The organism is Chelatococcus reniformis (assembly GCF_014640075.1).
Lineage (GTDB): Bacteria > Pseudomonadota > Alphaproteobacteria > Rhizobiales > Beijerinckiaceae > Camelimonas > Camelimonas reniformis.
On sequence record NZ_BMGG01000001.1, the window covers coordinates 820,939 to 843,300 of the forward strand.

The window sequence follows — 22,362 nt, forward strand, 5'->3', positions numbered from 1 at the left end:
GGAAGCCCCCGCCGCAGGGCGGCCGAGGAGGATCATCGACATACGCCGTAAAGGATCGACGTCATGGGTTTCAAGGTCGCAGTCGCCGGCGCCACGGGCAACGTGGGCCGCGAGATGCTCAACATCCTCGCCGAGCGCGCCTTCCCCACCGACGAGGTGGTGGCGCTGGCCTCGCGCCGGAGCATCGGCCAGGAGGTTTCCTTCGGTGACCGCGTGCTCAAGGTGAAGGACCTCGCGACGTTCGACTTCGGCGACGTCGACATCTGCCTCATGTCGGCGGGCGGCGACGTGTCCAGGGAATGGTCGCCGCGCATCGGCGCGCAGGGCACCGTCGTCATCGACAATTCCTCCGCTTTCCGCATGGATCCGGACGTGCCGCTCGTGGTGCCGGAGGTGAACGGCGAGGCGGTCCGCGGCTTCGGCAAGAAGAACATCATCGCCAACCCCAATTGTTCGACCGCGCAGCTCGTGGTCGCGCTGAAGCCGCTACACGACAAGGCGGTGATCAAGCGGGTGGTCGTCTCGACCTACCAGTCGGTCTCCGGCGCCGGCAAGGAGGGCATGGACGAGCTGTTCGAGCAGACTCGCGCCGTGTTCACGGCGAGCGAGCTGAAGACCAAGAAGTTCTCCAAGCGCATCGCCTTCAACCTCATTCCCCATATCGACGTCTTCATGGAGGACGGCTTTACCAAGGAAGAGTGGAAGATGGTGGTCGAGACCAAGAAGATCCTCGATCCCAAGATCAAGCTCGTCGCCACCTGCGTGCGCGTGCCGGTGTTCGTCTCCCATTCGGAGGCGGTGAACATCGAGTTCGAGAACCCGATCACGGCCGAGGAGGCGCGCACCATCCTGCGCAACGCGCCGGGCTGCGTCGTCATCGACAAGCACGAGCCCGGCGGCTACATCACCCCGCACGAGGCGGCCGGCGAGGACGCCACCTACATCTCGCGTGTCCGCGAGGACCCGACCCTCGACAACGGACTCGCCATGTGGGTGGTGTCGGACAACCTGCGCAAGGGTGCGGCCCTGAACGCGGTCCAGATCGCCGAGGCGCTGATCAACCGCAAGCTCATCCAGGCCAAGCGCAAGGCGGCCTGAGCCGCTTCGTCGTCTCGGGCGATGGGTGGCCGTCAAGCCCCGGCCATCCATCAAACTAGCGCGAGATGATGTCTCGTCGCGGCGCCATCGCGCCCGGCGGACGCCGCATCAGCTCCACCGCATGGCCTGGCCGGGGCTCGTCGCGCTACCCTCGACCGCCGGGGCGAAGGCGCCGGTCTGCGGATCGCGTATCATCAGCACCCCGTTGGCGACGCCGAAATAGGCCCCGTGCAGGGCAAGCTGGCCGCGCTCGACGAGCGTGCGCACGCACGGAAACGTCAGCAGGTTGCGCAAGCTGAGCTCGATCGCCGCCAGCTCCAGGCGTGTCACGTAGTCGGCGGCGGTGCGCTGCGCATCGGTCAGGCTCTCGTCCAGGCGCTCGGCGGCGGGCGCGATCAGCGTCATCCAGCTGCCGATGAAGTCGCCGGGCGAGAGCGGATCGGCCTTGTTGGCGAAGGCCTTGATGCCGCCGCAGCTCTGGTGGCCCAGCACCACGATGTGCTTCACCTTGAGCGCCTGCACGGCGAACTCGAGCGCCGCCGACGTACCGTGATAGTCGCCGCCCGTCTCGAACGGCGGCACCAGGTTGGCGACGTTGCGGACAACGAACATCTCGCCGGGGCTGGCGTCGAAGATCACCTCCGGCGAGACGCGGCTGTCGCAGCAGCCGATGATCATCACCTCTGGGCTCTGGCCCCTCTCGGCAAGGATTTCGAAGCGGCGGCGCTCGCCGGGAAAGCGGCTGTCGAGAAAGGCGCGATAGCCTTGGGTGAGCTGGGCCGGGAAGTCGGATGAGATGAGCGCTCTCGCCATGACGTCTCCTCTACCAAAGCGAACGGGACGACCGCGGGCGCTCTTCTAGAGCGGATGCGCACGCCCGATCTAATGTGCGTCAACGCCGTGGGGGCCGCCGCGCCCGGGGGCGGGCGCCGCGCGACCACGACGCGCCTGCTATAGCGCTTGCGCCGTGCGCTGACATCGGTCAACGGATGACGATGCCGCATCGCCACAGGTAGGAGAACGCATAGATGACCGCCATCCGCCCCCGCCGCAGCGCGCTCTACATGCCGGGCTCCAACGCCCGGGCACTCGAGAAGGCCAAGACGCTGCCGGCCGACGCGCTGATCCTCGATCTGGAGGACGCGGTGGCGCCCGACGCCAAGCAGGCGGCCCGCGAGCAGGTATGCGCGGCGGTCAAGGCCGGCGGCTACGGCCCGCGCGAGGTGATCATCCGCATCAACGGCCTCGACACGCCGTGGGGCGCCGACGATCTGGCGGCCGCGGCCGTCGCCGGCCCGGACGCCATCCTGGTGCCCAAGGTATCGAGCCCGGCGGTGCTCGCCGACGTCGGCAGCCGCCTCTCCGGCGCGCCGGCAGGCCTCGCCGTCTGGGTGATGATCGAGACGCCGGCGGCGATGCTGAACATCGCGGCGATCGCCGCGGCGGCGCGCGACCGCGCGAGCCGGCTCGCCTGCTTCGTCATGGGCACCAACGACCTCGCCAAGGAGACCCGGGCGCGCCTGGTGCCGGGCCGGGCGCCGATGCTGCCGTGGCTGTCGCTGGCCCTGACCGCGGCCCGAGCCGAGGGTCTCGACATCCTCGACGGCGTCTACAATGACATCGCCAACCTGGACGGCTTCAAGGCCGAGTGCGAGCAGGCCGGCGACTTCGGCTTCGACGGCAAGACGCTGATCCATCCGAGCCAGGTGGAGCCGGCCAACGACATCTTCTCGCCGCCGGCCGAGGAGGTGGAGCGCGCCCGTAAGATCATCGCCGCCTTCGCCCTGCCCGAGAACGCCGGCAAGGGCGTGCTGTCGCTCGACGGCCGCATGGTGGAGATCCTGCACGCCGAGATCGGCAAGCGGATCGTGGCCGTGGCCGACGCCATCGCCGCCCGCCAGGGGTGAACGGCCGCCGGTGGCGTTGTGGCGGATCGCAAATCCGGTCCCATATCTAGCGGTGAACAGAACGTGACTCCGTCCGAGTCATCGATTCGGCCGCGTTTCGTTCGGGACTCGTTCCGCTTGTAGCGACGGCGGACGATGTCCCGCAGGCCGGTCAGCCCGGCGTGTTCACTCCGCGGGGCATGCTCAAAGCTGTTGGAGCTGGAGCGCTTCTCTGCCATCGGTGGATCAGCTCGATGGCGAGGCGCGCTCGGCGCCGCCCCAGACGGTCTTTCTCATGGCGCCATCCGCGCCCCGCCCCGGCTCATGACCTTCACGACACTTCCCGCCTCCGTGCGTGCCCGCGGCGTGACGGCCGTACTGGGCCCGACCAACACGGGCAAGACGCACCTCGCCATCGAGCGCCTGGTCGCCCACGAGAGCGGCATGATCGGCTTGCCGCTCAGGCTGCTCGCGCGCGAGGTCTACCAGCGCGTCGTCGAGCGCGTCGGCCCGGAGGCCGTGGCTCTCGTCACCGGCGAGGAGAAGGTCAAGCCACCACGCCCTCGCTACTGGATCGCCACCGTCGAGGCGATGCCGCGCGACATCGACGTGGCCTTCTGCGCCATCGACGAGATCCAGCTCGGCGCCGACTTCGGGCGGGGCCACGTCTTCACGGACCGCCTGCTCAACATGCGCGGCCGCGCCGAGACCCTGGTGATCGGCTCGGCGACCATCAGGCCGCTGGTCGAGCGCTTGCTGCCGGGCGCCAACATCGTGTCGCGGCCGCGGCTGTCGACGCTGAGCTTCGCCGGCGAGAAAAAGGTGACGCGCCTGCCGCCGCGCTCGGCCATCGTCGCCTTCTCGGTCGAGGAGGTCTATGCCGTCGCCGAGTTGATCCGGCGCCAGAAGGGAGGCGCCGCGGTCGTGCTCGGGGCGCTGTCGCCGCGCACCCGCAATGCCCAGGTGGAGCTGTTCCAGTCGGGCGACGTCGACTACCTGGTGGCGACCGACGCCATCGGCATGGGCCTCAACCTCGATCTCGATCACGTCGCCTTCGCCGGCGACCGCAAGTTCGACGGCTTCGGCTACCGCCGCCTGACGCCGGCCGAGTTCGGTCAGATCGCCGGCCGGGCCGGCCGGCACATGCGCGACGGCACGTTCGGCACCACCGGCCGCTGCCCGCCCTTCGAGCCCGAGCTGGTGCAGGCGCTCGAGGATCATGGCTTCGACCCGCTGCGCCAGCTGCAATGGCGCAACGCCAGCCTCGACATGCGTTCCATCCGCGCGCTGCAGGCGAGCCTGTCGGTGGTGCCCAGGGAGGAGGGGCTCACCCGCGCGCCCGTCGCCGACGACGTGGCGGTGCTCGAGCAGCTCGCCGCCGATGCCGAGGTGCGCGACTACGCCAAGCGGCCGGCCGAGGTCATGCGCCTCTGGGACGTTTGCCAGGTGCCGGACTACCGCAAGGTCTCGCCGCACGCCCATGCCGATCTGGTCGGCACCCTGTTCCGCGCGCTGATGCGCGAGGGAGCCATTGCCGATACGTGGTTTGCGCGCCAGATCGACCAGGTGGACCGCACCGACGGCGACATCGATGCGCTGTCGGCGCGCATCGCCCAGGTGCGGACTTGGACCTATGTGGCCAACCGGCCGGACTGGCTGATCGATCCGGAGCATTGGCAGGGGCGCGCCCGTCAGGTAGAGGACAGGCTTTCCGATGCCTTACACGAGCGGTTGGCGAGCCGTTTCGTCGACCGGCGGACCAGCGTTCTGATGCGCCGCCTCAGAGAGAATGCGCACATGGAAGCAGAAGTGACGCCGGCGGGCGATGTGAGCGTGGAGGGCCAGCACATCGGCCACCTCAGCGGATTCCAGTTCGCGCCCGACCCGGAGGCGAGCGGCTCCGAAATGAAGGCGCTGCGCGCTGCCGCCCAGAAAGCCCTGGCGAGCGAGATCGAGGCGCGCGCCGAGCGGCTGGCGGCTGCCGCCGACGAGGCGCTGGTGCTGTCCAACGACGGCACCATCCGCTGGCTCGGCGACGCCGTCGCCAAGCTGGCGGCCGGCGAGAAGCTGCTGGCGCCGCGCTTCATCCTCATCGCCGACGAGCAGCTCACCGGCGCGGCCCACGACAAGGTGCAGGCGCGGCTCGAGCTGTGGCTCAAAGCCCATGTCGCCAAGCTGCTCGGCCCGCTGTTCGCGCTCGAAGAGGCCGCCGACCTGACCGGCCTCGCGCGCGGCATCGCCTTTCAGGTCGTCGAAGCGCTCGGCGTGCTCGAACGGTCGCGCGTGGTGCAGGACGTCAAGGCGCTCGACCAGGCGGGGCGCGCGCAGCTGCGCAAGCACGGCTTGCGCTTCGGCGCCTACCATATCTATGCGCCGCAGTTGCTAAAGCCGGCGCCGCGGGCGCTGTCGGTGCAGCTGTGGGCGCTCAAGCATGGCGGTCCGGTCGCCAAGGGCGTCGACGACCTGCCGCACCTCGCCGCCTCCGGACGCACGTCGATCCCGGTGGATCCGGAGATCGACCGCCAGCTCTACCGCGCAGCCGGCTTCCGCGTCTGCGGCAATCGGGCCGTGCGCGTCGACATGCTGGAACGGCTGGCGGACCTCATCCGCCCGGCCGTGACCTACCGCCCGGGCGTGACGCCCGGCGATCCGCCGTCCGGCGCCGCCGACGGCGACGGCTTCGTCGTGACCGTATCCATGACGTCGCTGGTCGGTTGCTCCGGCGAGGATTTCGGCTCGATCCTGCGCTCCCTCGGCTACGTCGCCGACCGGCGGCGCGGGCCGGCCATCACGGTGCCGCTGGTGCCCAAGGCGGCCGTGACGCCGGCCGCGGCGCCCCAGGCCCCGCCCGCTTCCGATACGGAGGGCGAGACGGAACCGGAGGTCGACGGCGGCGTGGAAACGCTCGCCGGCACCGCCACGGACGACACGCTGCCGAGCGGCACGACAGCCGCGGATGGCTTCGATGCGGGCGCGACCGTGGCGCCCGAGACGCCGGCGGAGGTCTCGGAGGTCGCCGAGGCTGCGGCTGCGGCCATGGCCGAGGCCTTCGTCGAGACGACAGAGGCCGCCGACGGGGCTGACGAAGTCGCAAAGGCCGCCGTGATCGAGGAGATTGCGGCCGCGGCGGCCGACGAGCCCGTCGCCGAGGTGACGATCATCGCTGCGCCGACGCCAGCCCCGGCCGGTGATAGCGACCTGACGGCGCTTGACGCGGATGCCGGCGAGGCCGCGGACGCCGGCGGCGTCGCGCCCGACGCTGTGGCCGCCGAAGCCGCGTCGGCGGACCCTGTGCCGGCCGCCGAGACGGCGGAAGCGGAGGCAACCGACGGCGAGCCCGTGGCTGACGCGGAGACGGCGGCGGCCGCCCCGCCGGCCGAGCCCGACGAGATCGAGGTGTGGCGTCCCCACCGCCACCAGAACCAGCGGCAGAACCGGGGGCGGTACGATGGCGCGCGGCCTCAGGGCCGGGGCTTTCGCCGCGACGGAGCTGGTCAGGGCGAGCCGCGCCGCAGCGGCCAGAGTCATGACGGCCAAGGCCCTGCGGGCCCGAATCAGGGCGGACAGAGCCAGGGCAACCAACATGCCGACAACCGGGCCGATGGACCGCGGAGCGGGGCGGGACGTCCCGGCCGTGGCCGCGGCGGCCAGCGGCCCGAGCACGGGCGTGACCAGAGGCCCGAGCGGACGGCGGAGGCGGGCGGCGGCGAGCCGCGCGACGGACGGCCCGGCCGCGGCGGCCGGCACGACGGTGGCCGGGGCGACCGGCGGCCGGACTTCCGGTCCGACAACAGGGGCGACCGGCGCGGCAGCGGCCCGAAGCCCGACAAGGCGCCGGATCCCAACTCGCCCTTTGCAAAGCTGCTGATCCTGAAGGAGCGCATGGAGTCGGGCGAGCGGTGAACGCCGCGCCGGCCCGCCAGCGCCTCGACAAGTGGCTTTGGTATGCCCGCATGGCCAGGACGCGGAGCGCCGCGGCGCGGCTCGTCAGCGAGGGCGCCGTGCGCGTCAACGGCGTGCGCGCGGACGCCCCGGCGCGCGCGGTCAAGGTCGGCGACGTGCTGACGCTGGCGCTGCCGCATGCCACCCGGGTGGTCGCCATCCGGGACCTCGGCGAGCGGCGCGGACCGGCCCTTGAAGCCGCGGGGCTCTATGACGACATCGGGGGAAGCGGTGATTGACGCAGCGGCCGGGAGCCAGTCGGGTTGGGATGTGGCGCTCCAGGGGCCTGAAGCCGCGAGCGTCCGCCCGGCCGGTCCATCGGCTCGGCCGCCAGGCGTTTCGACCCGTTGCGACGCGGCGACGCTTGCGCCGCCAGATCGGAGCCGCTAGAGCGCCCTTTCGCAACAGCCCGTCGGGCGAGGCGACGCCCGAGCGCGTGCCCCGCGCGAGTGGATCCCCTGCCCCGGCAGCAACCCCCTCGATCGCAACGGCCGATCGTCCTATCACGGCACCGGAAAGGTCTCCGAGAGGCACCGATGACCTACGTCGTCACCGAGAATTGCATCAAGTGCAAGTACATGGACTGCGTGGAGGTCTGCCCCGTGGATTGCTTCTACGAGGGCGAGAACATGCTGGTCATCCATCCGGACGAATGTATCGACTGCGGTGTCTGCGAGCCGGAATGCCCCGCCGAGGCGATCAAACCCGACACCGAGCGGTCGCTTGAGGACTGGCTCAAGCTCAACGCCGACTACGCCAAGAGCTGGCCCAACATCACCCAGAAGCGCGACGCGCCGCCCGACGCCAAGGAATGGGACGGCAAGCCGGACAAGCTCAAGCTGTTCTCGGCGGAGCCCGGCGACGGCGATTGAGCCTCGCCGCCCCCAGCGGGGGCGGCCACGCGCGCGCACCCGTCCCGCGAAGCCGATTCGGCAGGCCGTAGCGGCACCCCCCAGCATACCCGGCGGGGGCGCGGTCAGGCGCGCCTGCTTTGATTCTTCGCGAATTTGTGATATATAAAGCCTTCCAGTCGAGCGTGCCCAATGCGTGGCATCTGAGGGCCTTCGCGTTTCCAGAAGATTGATACCCCAACACGCGGCTCGGATGCGCTGTCCGGCCGCAGCGATGGGTTTTTGACTTCATCGACTGTTCGGCGGACGGCAGCGAAGGCTGTCGGCCGGCATATAGCGACGCCTGATGACATTTTGGCGTCGGCTGTGTCCTTCACGGACCGTGATCAGGAGGCGTTCCGAATCATGACTTCAAAGAAAACAGCTCACCGGCTAGGTTTCAAGACAGGCGAAGCGATTGTTTACCCTTCTCACGGCGTGGGACACATCCAGTCGATTGAGGAACAGGAGGTTGCCGGGTTCAAGCTTGAGCTGTTCGTCATTAGTTTCGAGAAGGACAAAATGACGCTGCGCGTGCCGACCGCCAAGGCGGCGAGCGTGGGCATGCGCAAGTTGGCCGATACGGACATCGTGTCGAAGGCGCTGCAGACGCTGTGCGGACGGGCGCGCGTCAAGCGCACGATGTGGTCGCGCCGCGCGCAGGAATACGAGGCCAAGATCAATTCCGGCGACCTGGTCTCCATCGCCGAGGTGGTGCGCGACCTCTACCGGTCCGAGGCGCAGCCCGAGCAGTCCTACAGCGAGCGCCAGCTCTACGAGGCCGCGCTCGACCGGGTTATCCGCGAGCTCGCCGCCGTCAACCGCATCACCGATACGGAAGCGCGCAAGCTCGTCGACCAGAACCTGGCGAAGAGCCCGCGCAATACCGGCAAGGCCGAAGCGACGGCCGACGCGGACAGCGACGCCGACAGCGACGACTTGCAGGAAGAGGCGGCCTGAGCGCCGCACGGGCGCGGGCCGGTCGCCCTGGAGCGTCTCCTCCCGATCCGATTCCTGGTTCTGAGCGGGAAAGGCTCTAGCGGCCCTGCTCTCCAGACTACGCTGCAAAAAGCCCGGCCCCAGGCCGGGCTTTTTTGCGCGCACACCATCTCGTGCCGCCACGAACGGGGAACCTGCGTCAGGTTGGCGCGTTTAGGCCATCGGGTCGCGGCCTGAGCGCCGCCGGTGCAGGGCCCCGTCCGGATGCGGTATCCGAGCGGGTGATCATGCATCCTTCGCGGCCGGGGCCTCCACCCGCCACGAGGCGCTCGCGACGCCGCCTTGACCGGCCGGACCGGAGATGGGAGCGGGGATGGGTGAGATCGCTGGGGTGGCGCGCCACGTCATGCATGCCGCAACGAAAGCCCCGTACCTCGAGCACGACGAGGAGCGCGAGCTCGCGTTGCGTTGGCGCGACCACCGCGATGACGCGGCCCTGCACCGGCTGACGTCCGCCCACCTGCGCCTGGTGCTGTCCGTCGCCGCCCGCTTCCGTCGCTATGGGCTGTCGGCCTCCGACCTGGTGCAGGAGGGTAGCGTCGGCCTGCTGGAGGCGGCGCTGCGCTTCGAGCCGGAGCGCAACATCCGCTTCTCCACTTACGCCGCGTGGTGGGTCCGTGCATCGATGCAGGACTACGTGCTGCGCAACTGGTCGATCGTGCGGGGCGGCACGAGCTCGTCGCAGAAGGCGCTCTTCTTCAATCTGCGCCGCGTCAAGGCGCGGGCCGAGCGCAACGGCGACAGCATCGGCGACGCGATGTACGGCGACATTGCCACCGCGCTCAAGGTGTCGCGGCGGGACGTCGAGGCAATGGATGCGCGACTGTCGGGGCCCGACCTGTCGCTCAATGCCCCCGTCGCGGGGCCCGACCAGGCGGAGCACATGGAGTTCCTCGTCGACGGCGAGCCGCTACCGGACGAGCGTGTCGGCGACACCATCGACGGCGAGCGCCGGCTGGCGCGCCTGCGCCAAGCGCTGTCGATGCTGAACGAACGCGAGCTCAAGATCGTCTACGAACGTCGCCTCACCGAGGAATCGACGACGCTCGAGGCGCTCGGTCAGCGGCTCGGCATCTCCAAGGAGCGCGTGCGGCAGATCGAGAACCGGGCGTTGGCCAAGCTGCGCGCCGCGCTCTGCGACTGGCAGCCCGTCGCCGAGGCGGCCTACGCCTGACGCCCACGGCCCGCGCGGCGCTGTGGGATCAGGCTCAAAGCAAAGACTTAGAGCGCTTTCGAGCGAAGTGGACGCCGGTTCGCCTGAAGAAAACGCGACAAATCAAACGGATAGAGCATTTCGGCAATTCGAAGAATAGCGGAAATGCTCTAAAGAGCGGTCGGCCCGGTCCGCTATTCGGCGACGACCTTGTAGCGTCGTCCGGGCTTCAGCGCCTGTCCCCGGCTCAGGCTGTTGAGGACCAGGAAGCGCTCGTAGGCGTTGTCGATGGGGGCCATGCGGGCTGCCATCGTCTCGGTCGTGTCGCCTTCGCTCGCGGTCAGCACCTCGATCCGCATCGGCCTGATCGCCGCGACCTCCTCCGGGCTGAGCCGGTGCAGGCTATGGAAGGCGGTGCGAAACGCCGCCTGCGCCTCCGGCGTCAGCGCCCGCGTGGCGAACAGCAACCGGAAGACGCGGCTGCCCGAGCGCGCCGCTCCCAGCAGGAACGACCATTCCTTGCCGCGGGCGACGGCGGTGGCGGCGGGCATGCCGTCGACCGTCGTCGACTGGACGCTGTCGTTCAGGAGGCCATCGATCCAGCCCGAGGCAAGAAACGACTCCAGGCTTTCGGTCTCGGCGACCTGCACGTTGTCGAAACGCAGGGCCTGCCCGTTGGCATGGTTGACGCCGAGCACCGCCTCGGCGGTGTTCTCCAGGGTGAACCCCGGCGGCGCGGTGAAGCCCACCGCCAGGGTGGGGTGGGCGAAGCGGCGGCCGCGGATCATGCCCTCCGCCGGGTCGTCGCCGTAGACGAGACCCTCGAGGGCGCTGAGGTAGCGGTTGCGCTCGCTGTCGCCCGAGCCGGGCGGCCCGATCTGGCGGGCGGCGGCGATGGCGGCAGCCACACGCTCCGGCGTCGACGGGTGCGAGGACAGGAAGTCCATGCCGCGGCGGCGCTGACCGGAGGGCGTCCCGGCGTTGCGGCCGAGCGAGACCAGGAAGCGAGAGGCACCGTAGGCGTCGAACCCGGCCCGGCCGATGGTGGCCACGCCCATGCGGTCGGCCTCCAGCTCCTGGGTGCGCGAGAAGCTGGCGAGGGTAACCCGCCCTTCGCTGCGCGCGATCCGGCCGGCTCCTGGGTCGTTCAGCACTTCCGAGGCGACGCGGCTGACGAGCTCGGAGCGTTGCTCCAGCTCGGCGCGCGCCAGCGCGTGCTTGGCCGTGACGTGGGCGATCTCGTGCGCGAGGACCGCGGCCACCTCCGAATTGTCGTTGGCGAGCGCCAGCAGGCCGCGCGTGACGTAGACGTGGCCCGTCGGCAGCGCAAAGGCGTTCACCACCGGCGAATTGAGGATGGTGACCTTGTAGGTCTGGTCCGACTGTTCGCTCGCGGCGGCGACCCGCCGCACGATGTCGTCGAGGTCCCGCTCGAGGGCGGGCGAGCGATACTGGCCGCCGAAGGTGGCGACCAGCCGGTTGTGCTCGCGGTCGGCCGCCCGTTCGATGCCGAGGATGCGCGGCGCCGCCTCCGGCAGCGCGATGGAGGATCCACCCTGCTGATCCGTCGTGCAGCCGCCGAGCGCCGCCACGCATGCCAGGGCGATCGCCCGTGTCCGGGCGCCTGGCAAGTTCCGGAAATGAAACACCAAGCCTACGCTCAACGCGTCTCTTCCATGCCGCTGAGCTCGACCTCATCCGGCGTTACGATCTCGATCAGCGGACCCCCGCGGTCCTGGACGATCCCCCGTACGCGGATCCGACCCTGTCGCAGGACGGACGCGGACATGCCACGATCGACGAGAATACGCCAGACAGGTTTCGGGACCGTAACCGTTGTGTCGTCGGTCCAACGATGGCCAAAATTGATGTAAGTGAACGCCTTGCGCTCACCGACACTGGCCGGCCGGCCCTCAATGACCACGAAGCGGCCGGCGAGCGCGCGCAGTTCCTCCACCTCACGCGCCTGATGAATGCGAGACTGAGGTTGGCTCCAAAGGCCGAGCCGCCGGGTCCGAGCCAGCGCCTCGGCCCGGCGAAGCGGCTCCAGGCAGGCGGCCGGCAGCCGGGTACCCGCATCGGGCCGCAGGCGCGCCAGGCCGCGCCCGGCGAGCAGCGTCGCCAGCCGTTCATCGGCTTCCCCATCGGGCCGCAGCGCCGCCACCTCGGCCGGCACGCGCCCCCAGCGGTCCTCGGCGGCGGTGGGCAGCACCAGCACGTCCCGCCCCACGAAGGCCGCCAGCGCCGGCTGCGCCTCCGCCCGCAGCTCGGGCGGGATGTCGATCCAGGGCAGCCTGAGCTGACGCCCGTCCGTCAGGGTGATCTCGCCCGCCGGAGCGACCGCGCCGACGCGGGCCGGCTCCGCCTCGGCCAGGCATGCCGGCGCGGGGGGCGCCTGGGCGCGCGCAGGCGCCGGAAAGATGCAGGCGAGCGCTGCGGCGCCCGTGAGGCGAAGCGGCATCATCATTAGGCGCGGCACGCCGTGCCCGCGACCGTCGCAGACGCACGAGCCCGTGTCTCGGCGCTACCAAAACGCCGTCGATGTGGTAAACACGCCAAACCGGCGCCCCCGGCCGCGTCAGCGGGCGGCGATCGCCGGGGCGGCTCTTCCCCGGCGGGGAGGCGGCGCACGGTCCGGCTCCGCGCCGGCTCGAGCGGGTAGATGGCAGCAAGGTCCCGGTAGCTCAGCAGGATAGAGCACAGGTTTCCTAAACCTGGGGTCAGGGGTTCGATTCCCTTCCGGGACGCCACATCAGCCATTCGTCGATCCGTTTCATCGCGCAAGTCTGCCACGGGCGGCCACATAACGGAACCGCCGGGCGCCCGCCCGGTTGATGTGGGCGTGGCCGGAGCCCTCCTCCGATCGAATCGCTGCCGGACGAGCAGCGATTCAGCAGCGGGAAATGTGGCGTGCGCCGGGTGAACGGTGTCTGAAGGCGGGGGGAGTGGATGGCGGGGCGCCCGCAGTGAGCAGCGACGGAGTCCTCGCGCCGGACCGCCAGGCGCCGCCCCCGCCCGCCTCGGTGGAGACGCTCATCCCGGCCCGGCTGGACCGGCTTCCGTGGGGCCGCTTCCACACGCTGGTGGTGGTGGCGCTCGGCGTCACCTGGATCCTGGACGGCCTGGAGGTGACGCTCGCCGGCTCCCTCGCCGGGGCGCTCACGAGCAGCCCGGTGCTGGCCTTCAGCAACGCCGACGTCGGCTTCGCCGCCAGCGCGTATCTGCTCGGCGCCGTCCTCGGCGCCCTGGGCTTCGGGTGGCTGACCGACCGGCTCGGCCGCAAGAAGCTGTTCTTCATCACGCTCGCCGTCTACATCGCGGCCACGGCGGCCACGGCCTTCGCCTGGAACCTGTGGAGCTTCATGCTGTTCCGCTTCCTCACCGGGGCCGGCATCGGCGGCGAGTACACGGCCATCAATTCCACTATCCAGGAGCTGATCCCGGCGCGCTACCGCGGCCAGACCGATCTCGTCATCAACGGCAGCTTCTGGGTCGGCGCCGCGCTCGGCGCCGCCGGCTCCCTGGTGCTGCTCGATCCAGCGATCATCGATCCGGAGCTCGGCTGGCGCCTCGCCTTCTTCATCGGCGCGGCGATCGGCCTCGTCATCCTGGTGCTGCGCTCCTGGCTGCCGGAGAGCCCGCGCTGGCTCATCACCCACGGCCGCAAGGCCGAGGCCGACCGCATCGCGGCCGAGATCGAGGCCGCGCTGGAGGCCGAAGGCAAGGTGCTGCCGGAGCCCGAAGGCGGGCCCATTCGCCTGCGCCCCCGCACGCATACGCCCATAGGAGAGGCCTTTACCGCGCTGTTCGTCATCCATCGCCGGCGCGCCCTGGTGGGCCTGGTGCTGATGGCGGCGCAAGCCTTCTTCTACAACGCCATCTTCTTCACCTACGCTCTGGTGCTGATGGACTTCTACGGCGTGCCGGCGGCGCACATCGGCTGGTACATCCTGCCTTTCGCCGCCGGCAACTTCCTGGGCCCGCTGCTGCTTGGGCGTCTGTTCGACACGGTCGGCCGCCGCATCATGATCAGCGCCACCTACCTCATCTCCGGCCTGCTGCTGATCGCCACCGGCGCCCTGTTCTCCGCCGGCCTGCTCTCGGCGACGACCCAGACCCTCTGCTGGTCGGTGATCTTCTTCTTCGCCTCGTGCGCGGCGAGCTCCGCCTACCTCACCGTCAGCGAGACCTTTCCGCTCGAGATCCGGGCACTGGCCATCGCCATCTTCTACGCCGTGGGCACCGGCATCGGCGGCGTCGCCGGGCCGGCCGTCTTCGCCGGGCTGGTCGAGACCGGCTCGCGCCAGGCGGTGTTCGGCGGCTACGTGTTCGGCGCGCTGCTGATGATCGGCGCCGCGGCGGTCATGTGGCGCTGGGGCATCGCCGCCGAGCGCAAGTCGCTCGAGAGCATCGCCCGGCCTCTTGCCGCCCACGACGACGTCTGACCGGGCGGGCGCGCGCAGCCGGCGCATGCCCGATCGCACGGGCGGATCCGATCGCACTTGCGCCCGATCGAGAAGCGCTCTAGCCCCCTGCCATGAGCAAGGCCCCTCTTGACCTCTCGGGCGACACGCTGCCGACGCTGCGGCGGCTGTGGCACGGCTGGATGCAGCCGCACTGGCCGACGCTGCTCCTGGTGCTCGCCTGCATCGCGCTGGTGGCGGGGGCAACCGGCCTCTACCCAATCCTGATCAACCACGCCTACGACGCCTTCACCGCCAAGGACACCCAGGCGATCCTGTACGCGCCGATCTTCGTCATCGCGGTCACCTCGGTGCGCGGTTTCTCGCTCCTGGCGCAGACCATCCTCACCAATCGCGTGGTGACGCAGATCGAGGCCGACATGCAGAGTGCGCTCTATGCGCACCTGATCGATGCCGACCTCGCCCAGCTCGGCCGCGAGAGCCCGGCGGCCTTCACCCAGCGCTTCACCACCGACTTCGCCTTCATCAAGGAAGCGCTGACGCGGCTGTCGACGGTGTTTCTGCGCGACGTGGCGCAGATCATCGCGCTGGTCTGCGCCATGCTGTGGATCGACCCCGTGCTGACCATCGTCGCCGGGCTGGTGGTGCCGTTCGCGGCGATCCCCATCGGTCGCATCGGCCGCAAGCTGCGCCGCGTCGCCACCTCCACGCAGGAGCAGATCGGCGCCATGGCCGGCCTCGTGACCGAGAGCCTGGCCGGTGCCCGCGTCGCCAAGACCTTCGCGCTGGAGGGTTACCTCAAGGGCCGCGCCAGCAAGGCCTTCGACGACGTGCGCCGGCTGAAGATGAAGGCCGCCAACGCGCGCGGTCGTCTCGACCCGCTGCTCGAGGTCGGCGGCGGCATCGCGGTCGCCGGCGTGCTGGTGCTGATCGGCCTGCGCATCTCGGGCGGCACGTCGACGGTCGGCGCCTTCACCGGCTTCGTCACGGCGCTGCTGCTCGCCGCCCAGCCGATGCGCTCGATCGGCAACCTCAACGCCATCGTGCAGGAGGCCATGGCTGCCCTGAAGCGCTATTTCGTGCTGATGGACGAGGCGCCGACCATCGTCGAGCGGCCGGGCGCCGGCACGCTCGCGGTCACCGCCGGCACCATCACCTTCGACAAGGTGCGCTTCCGCTACCGCGAGGACGCACCGGCGCTGGAAGGCATCGACCTCACGGTGTCCGGCGGCAAGACGACGGCGCTGGTCGGCCGTTCCGGCTCGGGCAAGTCGTCGCTGATGGCGCTGGTGCCGCGGCTCTACGACGTGACCGATGGCGCCGTGCGCATCGACGGCATCGATGTCCGCGACGCGACGATCGCCAGCCTGCGCGCCCAGATCGCCTTGGTGAGCCAGGAGGTGGTGCTGTTCGACGACACCGTGAAGGCCAACATCGCCTTCGGCCGGCCGGACGCCAGCGAGGCGCAGATCGTGGCGGCGGCTGAGGCGGCGGCGGCCCATCCCTTCATCGCGCGGCTGCCCGAAGGCTACGAGACCCGTGTCGGCCCCGGCGGCTCGCGGCTCTCAGGCGGCGAGCGCCAGCGCGTGTCGCTGGCGCGCGCCATCCTCAAGGATGCGCCGATCCTGCTGCTGGACGAGGCGACGAGCGCGCTCGACGCGGAATCGGAAGGCCTGGTGCAGGTGGCCCTGGCCCGGCTGATGAAGGGGCGCACCACCCTGGTCATCGCCCACCGCCTATCGACCGTGCGCGATGCGGACGTCATCGTCGTCATGGACCATGGCCGCGTGGCCGAGGTCGGCAACCACGAGGAGCTCATCGCCCGCGGCGGCGTGTATGCCAAGCTGAGCCGGCTCCAGCTCACCGACGACGGGCCGGTCGTCGACCTCGCGGCTCACGCCGATGCCCGGCGGGCGTGACCGCGAGAGCATTTTCAAGGGGCTCGTGGGACTTCCGGTGCAACCGCCGTTGCCTACCCAAGGCGCGATCCGGTTCAACCGGCTCGGCCGGATCACTCCCGGTGCATGACGCGGTCGACCAGCAGGTCCGACAGCAGGCCGGGCTTGAAGCTGCGCTGGAGCTCGTCGGGATCGTAGACCGTCTCCACCCAGGTCAGAAAATCGATGCCCTTGGCTTCGCCCTGCCGCGCATAGGCCTCGAAGAACGCATCGAGAATGCCGGTCTTGGCGAAGCGAAAGTGGCCGTAGCGGATCGACAGCTGGCGCATGGCCTCGGCAAGCGGCCGCCGCTCGTGCAGCAGCAGGTAGAGCGCCGCCATGAAGCCGGCCCGGTCGGCGCCCGACTTGCAGTGCACCAGCACGGGATAGGTGAGTTCGTCGAAGAAGGCCCTCGCCGCCAGGATGGTGTCCCGAGTCGGCGCCTCGCGCGAGCGCACGACGAACTCGGTGAGCGCGACGCCGTAGCGTTCGCAGGCCTCCCGCTCCAGCGGCCAGGAACCGTATTCACGGCCGCCGCGCAAGTTGACGACGGTCTTCACGCCGGCCCGGGCCAGCGCGCCGATCTGGTGCGGGGCCGGCTGGGCGGCGCGCCAGAACTTCGGCGTTACCCGCACGCGGTTCAGATAGACGATACGGAACAGCCCGTGGTCGACCAGCAGCATGTTGGCCCAGGCACCGAGCCGGTCGCCTGCGCCTCCCACCGGACGGTCCCACCGTGCGATACGCGCCATGCGCCGCGCGTAACGCGCTTCGTCCCTCATGTCCCTGCTGAAAGTCATCGACGCTCGTCGTCATCCGCATGTCGCCCCCGGCGCGGGCGCGCGGGCTGTTTAACAAAGGCGGCACCGATTCCCAAATCGGTGCCGAAACGGCCAACATGGTGATGGTGGCGGCCGTGCGCCCGTCCGCACATGCGCGGCATTCCATCACGTGTTCGTCACATGCGTTTCCTCTTGTGCCGGGCTGCGGCCTCTCCTAACCTTCACCTCGTGCGCGAACTCGTTACCAGCATCCGTCGTGCAAAGCCCTCCGATGCCGCGGGCCTTGCCGTCGTGCACGACGCCGCCTGGCGCGAGGCCTACCGCGGCCTCATCCCCGGCGTGGTCCTGGAGCGCATGATCACCAAGCGCGGGCCGCGCTGGTGGCGCATCGCGGCAGCAGCGCGAGCGCGGCCGCTCGTGGTCCTCGACATGGGCGAGCGCATCGGCGGCTATGCCAGCTATGGGCAGAGCCGCTCGCTCGGGCTGCCGCAGGGCGGCGAGATCGACGAACTCTACCTCGATCCGGTGTTCCAGGGCATCGGGCTCGGCCGGCGCCTGTTCGGGGCCGTGCGGCGCGACCTCGCCACCCAGGGCTTCAAGACCTTCGTGGTCTGGTCGCTGGCTGACAACGAGCGCGCCTGCCGGTTCTACGAAGGCTTGGGCGGCAAGCCCGTCACGCGTGGCGAGACCCGCTTCGGCGGTGTGCCGCTCGACCGCATCGCCTTCGCCTTCGGCTGACTGCGCGACGACCGGCCGCGCCAAAATCGCCAACCCCGGCAAAACTTTGGTCAGCTCGCAAGCTTGTTGACCGACGCATCTCGCCATAAACAGTCGCGGTCGCCGGCGCGCTGGAGCATTTCCCGATCGGAATGCTCATCCGATCGGATAGGGAATGCTCCAACTTATTGAATCTGGAGCGCTTCCTTGCGATCGGCTATGTCCACCCCGATCGCGAAGCGCTCTGGCGCCTTCTTCCAACAGATGGACTGGAAAGCCTCATCTCATGCGTATCGACGCCATCCCGATCGGCAAGAACCCGCCCCACGACGTCAACGTCATCGTCGAGGTCCCGATGGGGGGCGAGCCGGTCAAATACGAGATGGACAAGGCCGCCGGCACCCTCTTCGTCGACCGCTTCCTCTACACGCCGATGCGCTATCCCGGGAACTACGGCTTCGTGCCCCACACGCTGTCCGACGATGGGGACCCGATCGACGTGCTGGTCGCCAACACCCGCCCGATCATCCCGGGCGCCGTGATCAGCTGCCGGCCGATCGGCGTGCTGAAGATGGAGGACGACGGCGGCGGCGACGAGAAGATCATCGCCGTGCCCTCGCTCAAGCTGACTCGCCGCTACGAGAAGGTGCACAGCTATACGGACCTGCCCGAGATCACCTGGAAGCAGATCGAGCACTTCTTCCTGCACTACAAGGACCTGGAGCCGGGCAAGTGGGTGAAGCTGCGCGGCTGGGGCGATGCCGACGAGGCGCGCCAGTTCGTGGTGGAGGCGATCGAGCGGGCAAAGCAGAAGGCCTGACGGGAGCCGCTGGCAGAGCTCGATCGGATGGAAACTCCCGATCGGGCGATGCGCGGACGCGGTCAGGCTCAGGCCGAGGCTCGACCTTGGGGAAAGGTGGAGGGCACCAGGCTGGGCGAGGTCGATGCGCGCTTGCCGAGCCAAAGCCCGATATGGGCGGGCTGGGCCGCAAAGGCCGGGTCGACGCCGAGTTTCTGGGCCGCGTCGATCGGCCAGTTGGGATTGTAGATCAGCTCGCGGCCGAGCAGCACCAGATCGGCCGCGCCCGCCGCAAGGATGTCCTCGGCCTGACGGGCGTGGACGATGAGGCCGACCGCCGCCGTCGGGATGTCGGCCGTGCGACGCAGCTCGGCCGCGAAAGGCACCTGATAGCCGTAGTCGAGCGGCTGGCCCGACGGGATCGGCGAGCCGACGAGCCCGCCGGAGCTGCAATCGATGCAGTCGACGCCCAGCGCCTTCACGCGCTCGACAAGTTTGATCGTGTGCTCGAGCGTCCAGCCGGCGCCATCGATGCACGACAGCCGCAGCATGAGCGGCTTGGCGGCGGGCCACACCGAGCGGACGCCCTCCACGATCTCAGTCAGGAAGCGGATGCGATTGTCGAAGCCGCCGCCGTAGCGATCGCCGCGGCAGTTGGTCAGCTCCGACAGGAACTGATGGATCAGATAGCCGTGGGCGCCGTGGAGCTCGAGCACGTCGTAGCCGGCCTCGTCTGCCCGCCGCGCGCCGGCGACGAAGGCGTCGATCACCGCCTTGACGTCGCCCGCCGTCATTTCCCGCGGCGGCGCCAGCCCCTCCTTCAACGGCACGGCGCTCGGCGCGACCACGTCCCACGCGTCCCAATCGTCGATGTCGGCGGTGCGCTCCAGCAGGCCCGGACCGTCGATGGGGCGCTTGGTGCGGGCCTTGCGGCCGGCGTGCATGAGCTGGATGGCCGGCACGGCGCCGTTGGCGCGGATCAACCTGACGATGCGGGCCAGCTGGGGCACGAATGCGTCGTCCCAGATGCCGATATCGCCGACGGTGCCGCAGGCGCGCCGCTCGACCGTGGTGCCCTCCTGGAAGACGAGGCCGGCGCCCCCGTCGGCGAGGCGTCCCAGGTGCATCAGGTGCCAGTCCGTGGCGAAGCCCCGCTCGCCGCGATACTGCCACATGGGCGACGCGACGATGCGGTTCTTCAGCCGGACGTCACGCAGACGGTAGCCGGAGAACAGCTGGCTGCCAGACATATATGCACCTCCCCCTCGAGCACGCCTCGACCAGACGGGCTCGCGTGATCGGAGCGGCGTCCCTCGAACCGGGAGCGCTCGCATCGCACTCCATCCAGCGCTTATCACGCCCGCCGGGCTGCCGCATCAGCTCCGTCAGTCGCCGTGCTCTCCGCTCGAAGGGGGGAGGCGGGGCCGATGCTCAGACCCGCGCCGGCGGCGAGGCAGCAGGCGATGCAGAGGATGGCGACGATGAAGGCTTGCGTGATGGCCGCCGGATCGGTGCGCGCGCCAAGGACGGTGTAGAAGATCCCACCGATCACCGCGACGCTGAGCGCAGTGCTGACCTGCAGGGTCGAACTGGCGATGCCCGCGATCATGCCGGAAAAGGCCGGCGCGACGCGGCCCGTCACCATCCGCATCAAGGTCGGCAGCGCGATCCCTTGTCCGAAACCGATGACGAACAGGATGGCGGCAAGCGGCACGGACGCAGGGGGCAGGCCGGCCGGTGTCGCCACGATGAGCCAGACCAGGCCGAGGAGCCCGACGGTCTCCAGCCCCATGCCGACCGGATTGACATAGGCGCCGAGGAACCGCCTGCAGAACGGCGTCGACAGCGGCCCCAGCAGGAACCCCGCGCCGAACGGCAGGAAAACGAGGCCGGCGCTCAGCGCGGTCGCGTGCAGCGCGCCCTGCAGATAGACCGAGAACAGCAGGAAGAAGGCGCCGATCGCGTAGAACAGCAATGCGACCAGCAGCGCGCGGCCTAGCCCCGGCGCCTGCAAGGCGGCCGGATCGAGCAGGGGGGCGCCGCCCGCGCGAGCCAGTCGGGTTTCATAACGCCAGAAGAGCCGCGCCAGCACCGGCACCGCGATGAGCGACAGCCAGGCCCATAAGGGCCAGCCCGCCTCTCGCCCCTCGATCAGCGGCACGATCAACGCGCCCAGTGTCACCATCGACAACGCCATGCCGCCAAGGTCCAGTTTGTGCGCGTGGCGCGCGCGCGTTTCTTTCAGCAGGGGAATGCCGAACAGCGCAACCAGGATCGCCACCGGCAGGTTGACGAGGAAGATTGCCCGCCACCCCATGCCGAGCGGATCGAGCGAAATCAGGATGCCGCCCAATGCCTGCCCGACGACGGCGGCCAAGCCGAAGACCGCGCCATAAAGGCTGAGCGCGAGCGGCTTTTCCGATTCAGGGAAGATCGCCTGTACCGAGGCGAGCGCCTGCGGCGCCATCACGGCCGCCGTCACGCCCTGCAATGCGCGCCCGGCGACCAGCGCCCAGGGCGACCATGCGAAGGCGCACAGTGCCGACGCCGCGGCAAAGCCGATCAGGCCGAGGAAAAACACGCGGCCGCGACCGTACAGATCACCAAGCCGCCCGCCGGTGATCAGCGTCAGGGCGTAGAGCGCAGCATAAGATGAAATGACGAGCTGCTCGGCAGAAGACGAGCTGCCCAATTCTCTCCGGATCGAGGGGAGTGCGACATTGACGATGAAGAAATCGAGCGGTGGCAGGAACGCGCCGACCAGCAGAATCACGAACATCGCCCAGCGACGCGGTTCGAGTGGGGCACCATCGGCCCGGGACATGACGGCCGGCAAGGTCCCTGCTTGAGATGTTGTCGTGCTCACGAGCACCTGCCGTTCTCGATCGTGAACCTCGCTATCGCCGACCAGTCCAAGTCGCCCCATCCGGCGTCGACCGCCTCGCCCATGCGGGCATGAGCGGCATCAAGCATCGGCAGCACGCGATTGGCCCCGCCGGCCGCTTCCCTCGCCAGGCGAAGATCCTTGAGGCCCAATCTGGCCCTGAATCCGGCTTCGTACGTGTCTGCGGAGATATTGGCGGAGTAGGTCTGGTAAGGTCTGCTGCCGAACAGCGTACCGAGGATCAGCTCGAAAAAGCTGTCTCGCGGCACGCCGTTCGCCTCCGTCAGCACCACCGCCTCCGCCATGGCCTCGATGGCCATCGCGATCATCATGTTGCAGGCTATCTTGGCCGCGTTTGCCGCGGGTGCTTCGTCGCCCATCCGCCAGATGCGGCCACTTATTGCCTCGAGGAGCGGCCGCACGCGGTCGATCGCCGCCGGCGCGCCACTGACGAGCACGTTGAGGTTGCCCTTTGCAGCGACATCCGGCCGTCCCAACACCGGCGCCGATACGAAGCCGATTCCGGCCTTGTCATGGGCGGCAACAAGCTCTTGTGCGAATGCGACCGAGATCGTCGAGGCAACGACATGGATCAGACCGGGGCGGGCGGCGGCGAGCAGATCCGCGTCGAGGATCACGCTGCGTATCGCCGCGTCGTCCGAGAGCATCGTCAGGACCGCGTCAGCGTCGAAGATTTCGGAAGCCACGCCAAGCATGGTGACGCCCTCGACCGAGCCCCCCGACCGGTTCCAGGCCCGCACGTGATGGCCCGCGGCCGCGACGTTTCGCGCCATGGCAGAGCCCATCGAGCCCAAGCCAATAAAGCCGATATCCATATCCCCGGCCTTCCA

At 69.6% G+C, this 22,362-nt stretch carries 18 protein-coding genes and 1 tRNA gene; 12 read left to right on the plus strand and 7 right to left on the minus strand.

Translation table 11 applies throughout. From position 1 onward, the window contains the following. Nucleotides 1-63: 63 nt before the first annotated feature. Complete coding sequence (locus IEW34_RS03480) at nt 64-1,098, plus strand: aspartate-semialdehyde dehydrogenase (protein ID WP_188607703.1); 1,035 nt, start codon at nt 64-66, stop codon at nt 1,096-1,098. A 108-nt stretch (nt 1,099-1,206) separates the two neighbouring features. Here the strand turns inward: IEW34_RS03480 and IEW34_RS03485 are convergent, their stop codons facing one another. Continuing rightward, a complete protein-coding gene (locus IEW34_RS03485; RefSeq protein ID WP_188607704.1) occupies nt 1,207-1,911 on the minus strand; it encodes a carbonic anhydrase in 705 nt (234 codons plus the stop codon). Between the two features lie 215 nt (nt 1,912-2,126). On the opposite strand from IEW34_RS03485, the gene IEW34_RS03490 reads away from it, so the two are divergent. From IEW34_RS03490 to IEW34_RS03515, 6 genes are all read left to right on the plus strand, one after another. Continuing rightward, nucleotides 2,127-3,005: an HpcH/HpaI aldolase/citrate lyase family protein gene (locus tag IEW34_RS03490; RefSeq protein ID WP_188607705.1), complete on the plus strand. Its 879-nt coding sequence runs from the start codon at nt 2,127-2,129 to the stop codon at nt 3,003-3,005. A 303-nt stretch (nt 3,006-3,308) separates the two neighbouring features. After that, nucleotides 3,309-6,887 carry a helicase-related protein gene (locus IEW34_RS03495; protein WP_188607706.1) on the plus strand — a complete coding sequence of 1,193 codons (3,579 nt, stop codon included), beginning with the start codon at nt 3,309-3,311 and terminating at the stop codon, nt 6,885-6,887. Further along, on the plus strand, nt 6,884-7,165 hold the full coding sequence (locus tag IEW34_RS03500) for an RNA-binding S4 domain-containing protein (protein ID WP_280516254.1): 282 nt from the start codon (nt 6,884-6,886) through the stop codon (nt 7,163-7,165). Before IEW34_RS03495 ends, IEW34_RS03500 begins: the two co-directional genes overlap by 4 nt. Nucleotides 7,166-7,462: 297 nt before the next feature. Continuing rightward, nucleotides 7,463-7,798: a ferredoxin FdxA gene (fdxA, locus tag IEW34_RS03505; protein ID WP_188607707.1), complete on the plus strand. Its 336-nt coding sequence runs from the start codon at nt 7,463-7,465 to the stop codon at nt 7,796-7,798. A 381-nt stretch (nt 7,799-8,179) separates the two neighbouring features. Next, the gene (locus tag IEW34_RS03510; protein WP_188607970.1) at nt 8,180-8,776 is read left to right on the plus strand and encodes a CarD family transcriptional regulator; all 597 of its coding nucleotides are present in this window, start codon (nt 8,180-8,182) and stop codon (nt 8,774-8,776) included. A gap of 352 nt (nt 8,777-9,128) precedes the next feature. Then, entirely contained in the window at nt 9,129-9,989 is an 861-nt protein-coding gene (locus IEW34_RS03515) for an RNA polymerase factor sigma-32 (RefSeq protein ID WP_188607708.1), read from the plus strand. A gap of 173 nt (nt 9,990-10,162) precedes the next feature. On the opposite strand, the gene IEW34_RS03520 is transcribed toward IEW34_RS03515, so the two are convergent. Together IEW34_RS03520 and IEW34_RS03525 are read right to left on the minus strand one after the other, a co-directional pair. Continuing rightward, complete coding sequence (locus IEW34_RS03520) at nt 10,163-11,632, minus strand: M48 family metalloprotease (protein ID WP_244641730.1); 1,470 nt, start codon at nt 11,630-11,632, stop codon at nt 10,163-10,165. Beyond that, nucleotides 11,629-12,435, minus strand: coding sequence for a thermonuclease family protein (locus IEW34_RS03525; RefSeq protein ID WP_188607709.1), 807 nt, complete (start codon nt 12,433-12,435; stop codon nt 11,629-11,631). The genes IEW34_RS03520 and IEW34_RS03525 overlap by 4 nt, the downstream gene beginning before the upstream one ends. 206 nt (nt 12,436-12,641) lie before the next feature. Here IEW34_RS03525 and IEW34_RS03530 point away from each other — a divergent pair. The 3 genes from IEW34_RS03530 (at nt 12,642) to IEW34_RS03540 (ending at nt 16,311) form a co-directional block, all read left to right on the plus strand. Continuing rightward, nucleotides 12,642-12,718, plus strand: a tRNA-Arg gene (locus tag IEW34_RS03530). Between the two features lie 153 nt (nt 12,719-12,871). Next, nucleotides 12,872-14,413 carry an MFS transporter gene (locus tag IEW34_RS03535; protein ID WP_188607710.1) on the plus strand — a complete coding sequence of 514 codons (1,542 nt, stop codon included), beginning with the start codon at nt 12,872-12,874 and terminating at the stop codon, nt 14,411-14,413. A gap of 92 nt (nt 14,414-14,505) precedes the next feature. After that, entirely contained in the window at nt 14,506-16,311 is a 1,806-nt protein-coding gene (locus IEW34_RS03540; protein WP_188607711.1) for an ABC transporter ATP-binding protein, read from the plus strand. Between the two features lie 92 nt (nt 16,312-16,403). On the opposite strand, the gene IEW34_RS03545 is transcribed toward IEW34_RS03540, so the two are convergent. Next, the gene (locus IEW34_RS03545) at nt 16,404-17,129 is read right to left on the minus strand and encodes a protein tyrosine phosphatase family protein (protein WP_188607712.1); all 726 of its coding nucleotides are present in this window, start codon (nt 17,127-17,129) and stop codon (nt 16,404-16,406) included. A gap of 162 nt (nt 17,130-17,291) precedes the next feature. Between IEW34_RS03545 and IEW34_RS03550 the strand changes: the two genes are divergently transcribed. After that, nucleotides 17,292-17,849 carry a GNAT family N-acetyltransferase gene (locus tag IEW34_RS03550; RefSeq protein ID WP_244641732.1) on the plus strand — a complete coding sequence of 186 codons (558 nt, stop codon included), beginning with the start codon at nt 17,292-17,294 and terminating at the stop codon, nt 17,847-17,849. A gap of 265 nt (nt 17,850-18,114) precedes the next feature. Continuing rightward, a complete protein-coding gene (gene ppa / locus IEW34_RS03555; RefSeq protein WP_188607713.1) occupies nt 18,115-18,648 on the plus strand; it encodes an inorganic diphosphatase in 534 nt (177 codons plus the stop codon). Nucleotides 18,649-18,716: 68 nt separating this feature from the next. Here ppa and IEW34_RS03560 read toward each other — a convergent pair whose 3' ends face one another. The 3 genes from IEW34_RS03560 to IEW34_RS03570 all read right to left on the minus strand — a co-directional run bounded on the left by IEW34_RS03560 (nt 18,717) and on the right by IEW34_RS03570 (nt 22,347). Then, the gene (locus IEW34_RS03560) at nt 18,717-19,877 is read right to left on the minus strand and encodes an NADH:flavin oxidoreductase/NADH oxidase (RefSeq protein ID WP_188607714.1); all 1,161 of its coding nucleotides are present in this window, start codon (nt 19,875-19,877) and stop codon (nt 18,717-18,719) included. Between the two features lie 104 nt (nt 19,878-19,981). Next, nucleotides 19,982-21,406: an MFS transporter gene (locus IEW34_RS03565; protein WP_244641733.1), complete on the minus strand. Its 1,425-nt coding sequence runs from the start codon at nt 21,404-21,406 to the stop codon at nt 19,982-19,984. Nucleotides 21,407-21,489: 83 nt separating this feature from the next. Then, nucleotides 21,490-22,347, minus strand: coding sequence for an NAD(P)-dependent oxidoreductase (locus tag IEW34_RS03570; protein WP_188607715.1), 858 nt, complete (start codon nt 22,345-22,347; stop codon nt 21,490-21,492). Between the last annotated feature and the right edge of the window lie 15 nt (nt 22,348-22,362).

Bases quoted from the DNA above. Each gene is read 5' to 3' on its own strand.
- IEW34_RS03480 (WP_188607703.1), top strand. From the start codon at position 64: ATGGGTTTCAAGGTCGCAGTCGCCGGCGCCACGGGCAACGTGGGCCGC.
- IEW34_RS03485 (WP_188607704.1), bottom strand. From the start codon at position 1,911: ATGGCGAGAGCGCTCATCTCATCCGACTTCCCGGCCCAGCTCACCCAA.
- IEW34_RS03490 (WP_188607705.1), top strand. From the start codon at position 2,127: ATGACCGCCATCCGCCCCCGCCGCAGCGCGCTCTACATGCCGGGCTCC.
- IEW34_RS03495 (WP_188607706.1), top strand. From the start codon at position 3,309: ATGACCTTCACGACACTTCCCGCCTCCGTGCGTGCCCGCGGCGTGACG.
- fdxA (WP_188607707.1), top strand. From the start codon at position 7,463: ATGACCTACGTCGTCACCGAGAATTGCATCAAGTGCAAGTACATGGAC.
- IEW34_RS03515 (WP_188607708.1), top strand. From the start codon at position 9,129: ATGGGTGAGATCGCTGGGGTGGCGCGCCACGTCATGCATGCCGCAACG.
- IEW34_RS03525 (WP_188607709.1), bottom strand. From the start codon at position 12,435: ATGATGATGCCGCTTCGCCTCACGGGCGCCGCAGCGCTCGCCTGCATC.
- IEW34_RS03535 (WP_188607710.1), top strand. From the start codon at position 12,872: ATGTGGCGTGCGCCGGGTGAACGGTGTCTGAAGGCGGGGGGAGTGGAT.
- IEW34_RS03540 (WP_188607711.1), top strand. From the start codon at position 14,506: ATGAGCAAGGCCCCTCTTGACCTCTCGGGCGACACGCTGCCGACGCTG.
- IEW34_RS03545 (WP_188607712.1), bottom strand. From the start codon at position 17,129: ATGACTTTCAGCAGGGACATGAGGGACGAAGCGCGTTACGCGCGGCGC.
- IEW34_RS03550 (WP_244641732.1), top strand. From the start codon at position 17,292: ATGCGTTTCCTCTTGTGCCGGGCTGCGGCCTCTCCTAACCTTCACCTC.
- ppa (WP_188607713.1), top strand. From the start codon at position 18,115: ATGCGTATCGACGCCATCCCGATCGGCAAGAACCCGCCCCACGACGTC.
- IEW34_RS03560 (WP_188607714.1), bottom strand. From the start codon at position 19,877: ATGTCTGGCAGCCAGCTGTTCTCCGGCTACCGTCTGCGTGACGTCCGG.
- IEW34_RS03565 (WP_244641733.1), bottom strand. From the start codon at position 21,406: ATGTTCGTGATTCTGCTGGTCGGCGCGTTCCTGCCACCGCTCGATTTC.
- IEW34_RS03570 (WP_188607715.1), bottom strand. From the start codon at position 22,347: ATGGATATCGGCTTTATTGGCTTGGGCTCGATGGGCTCTGCCATGGCG.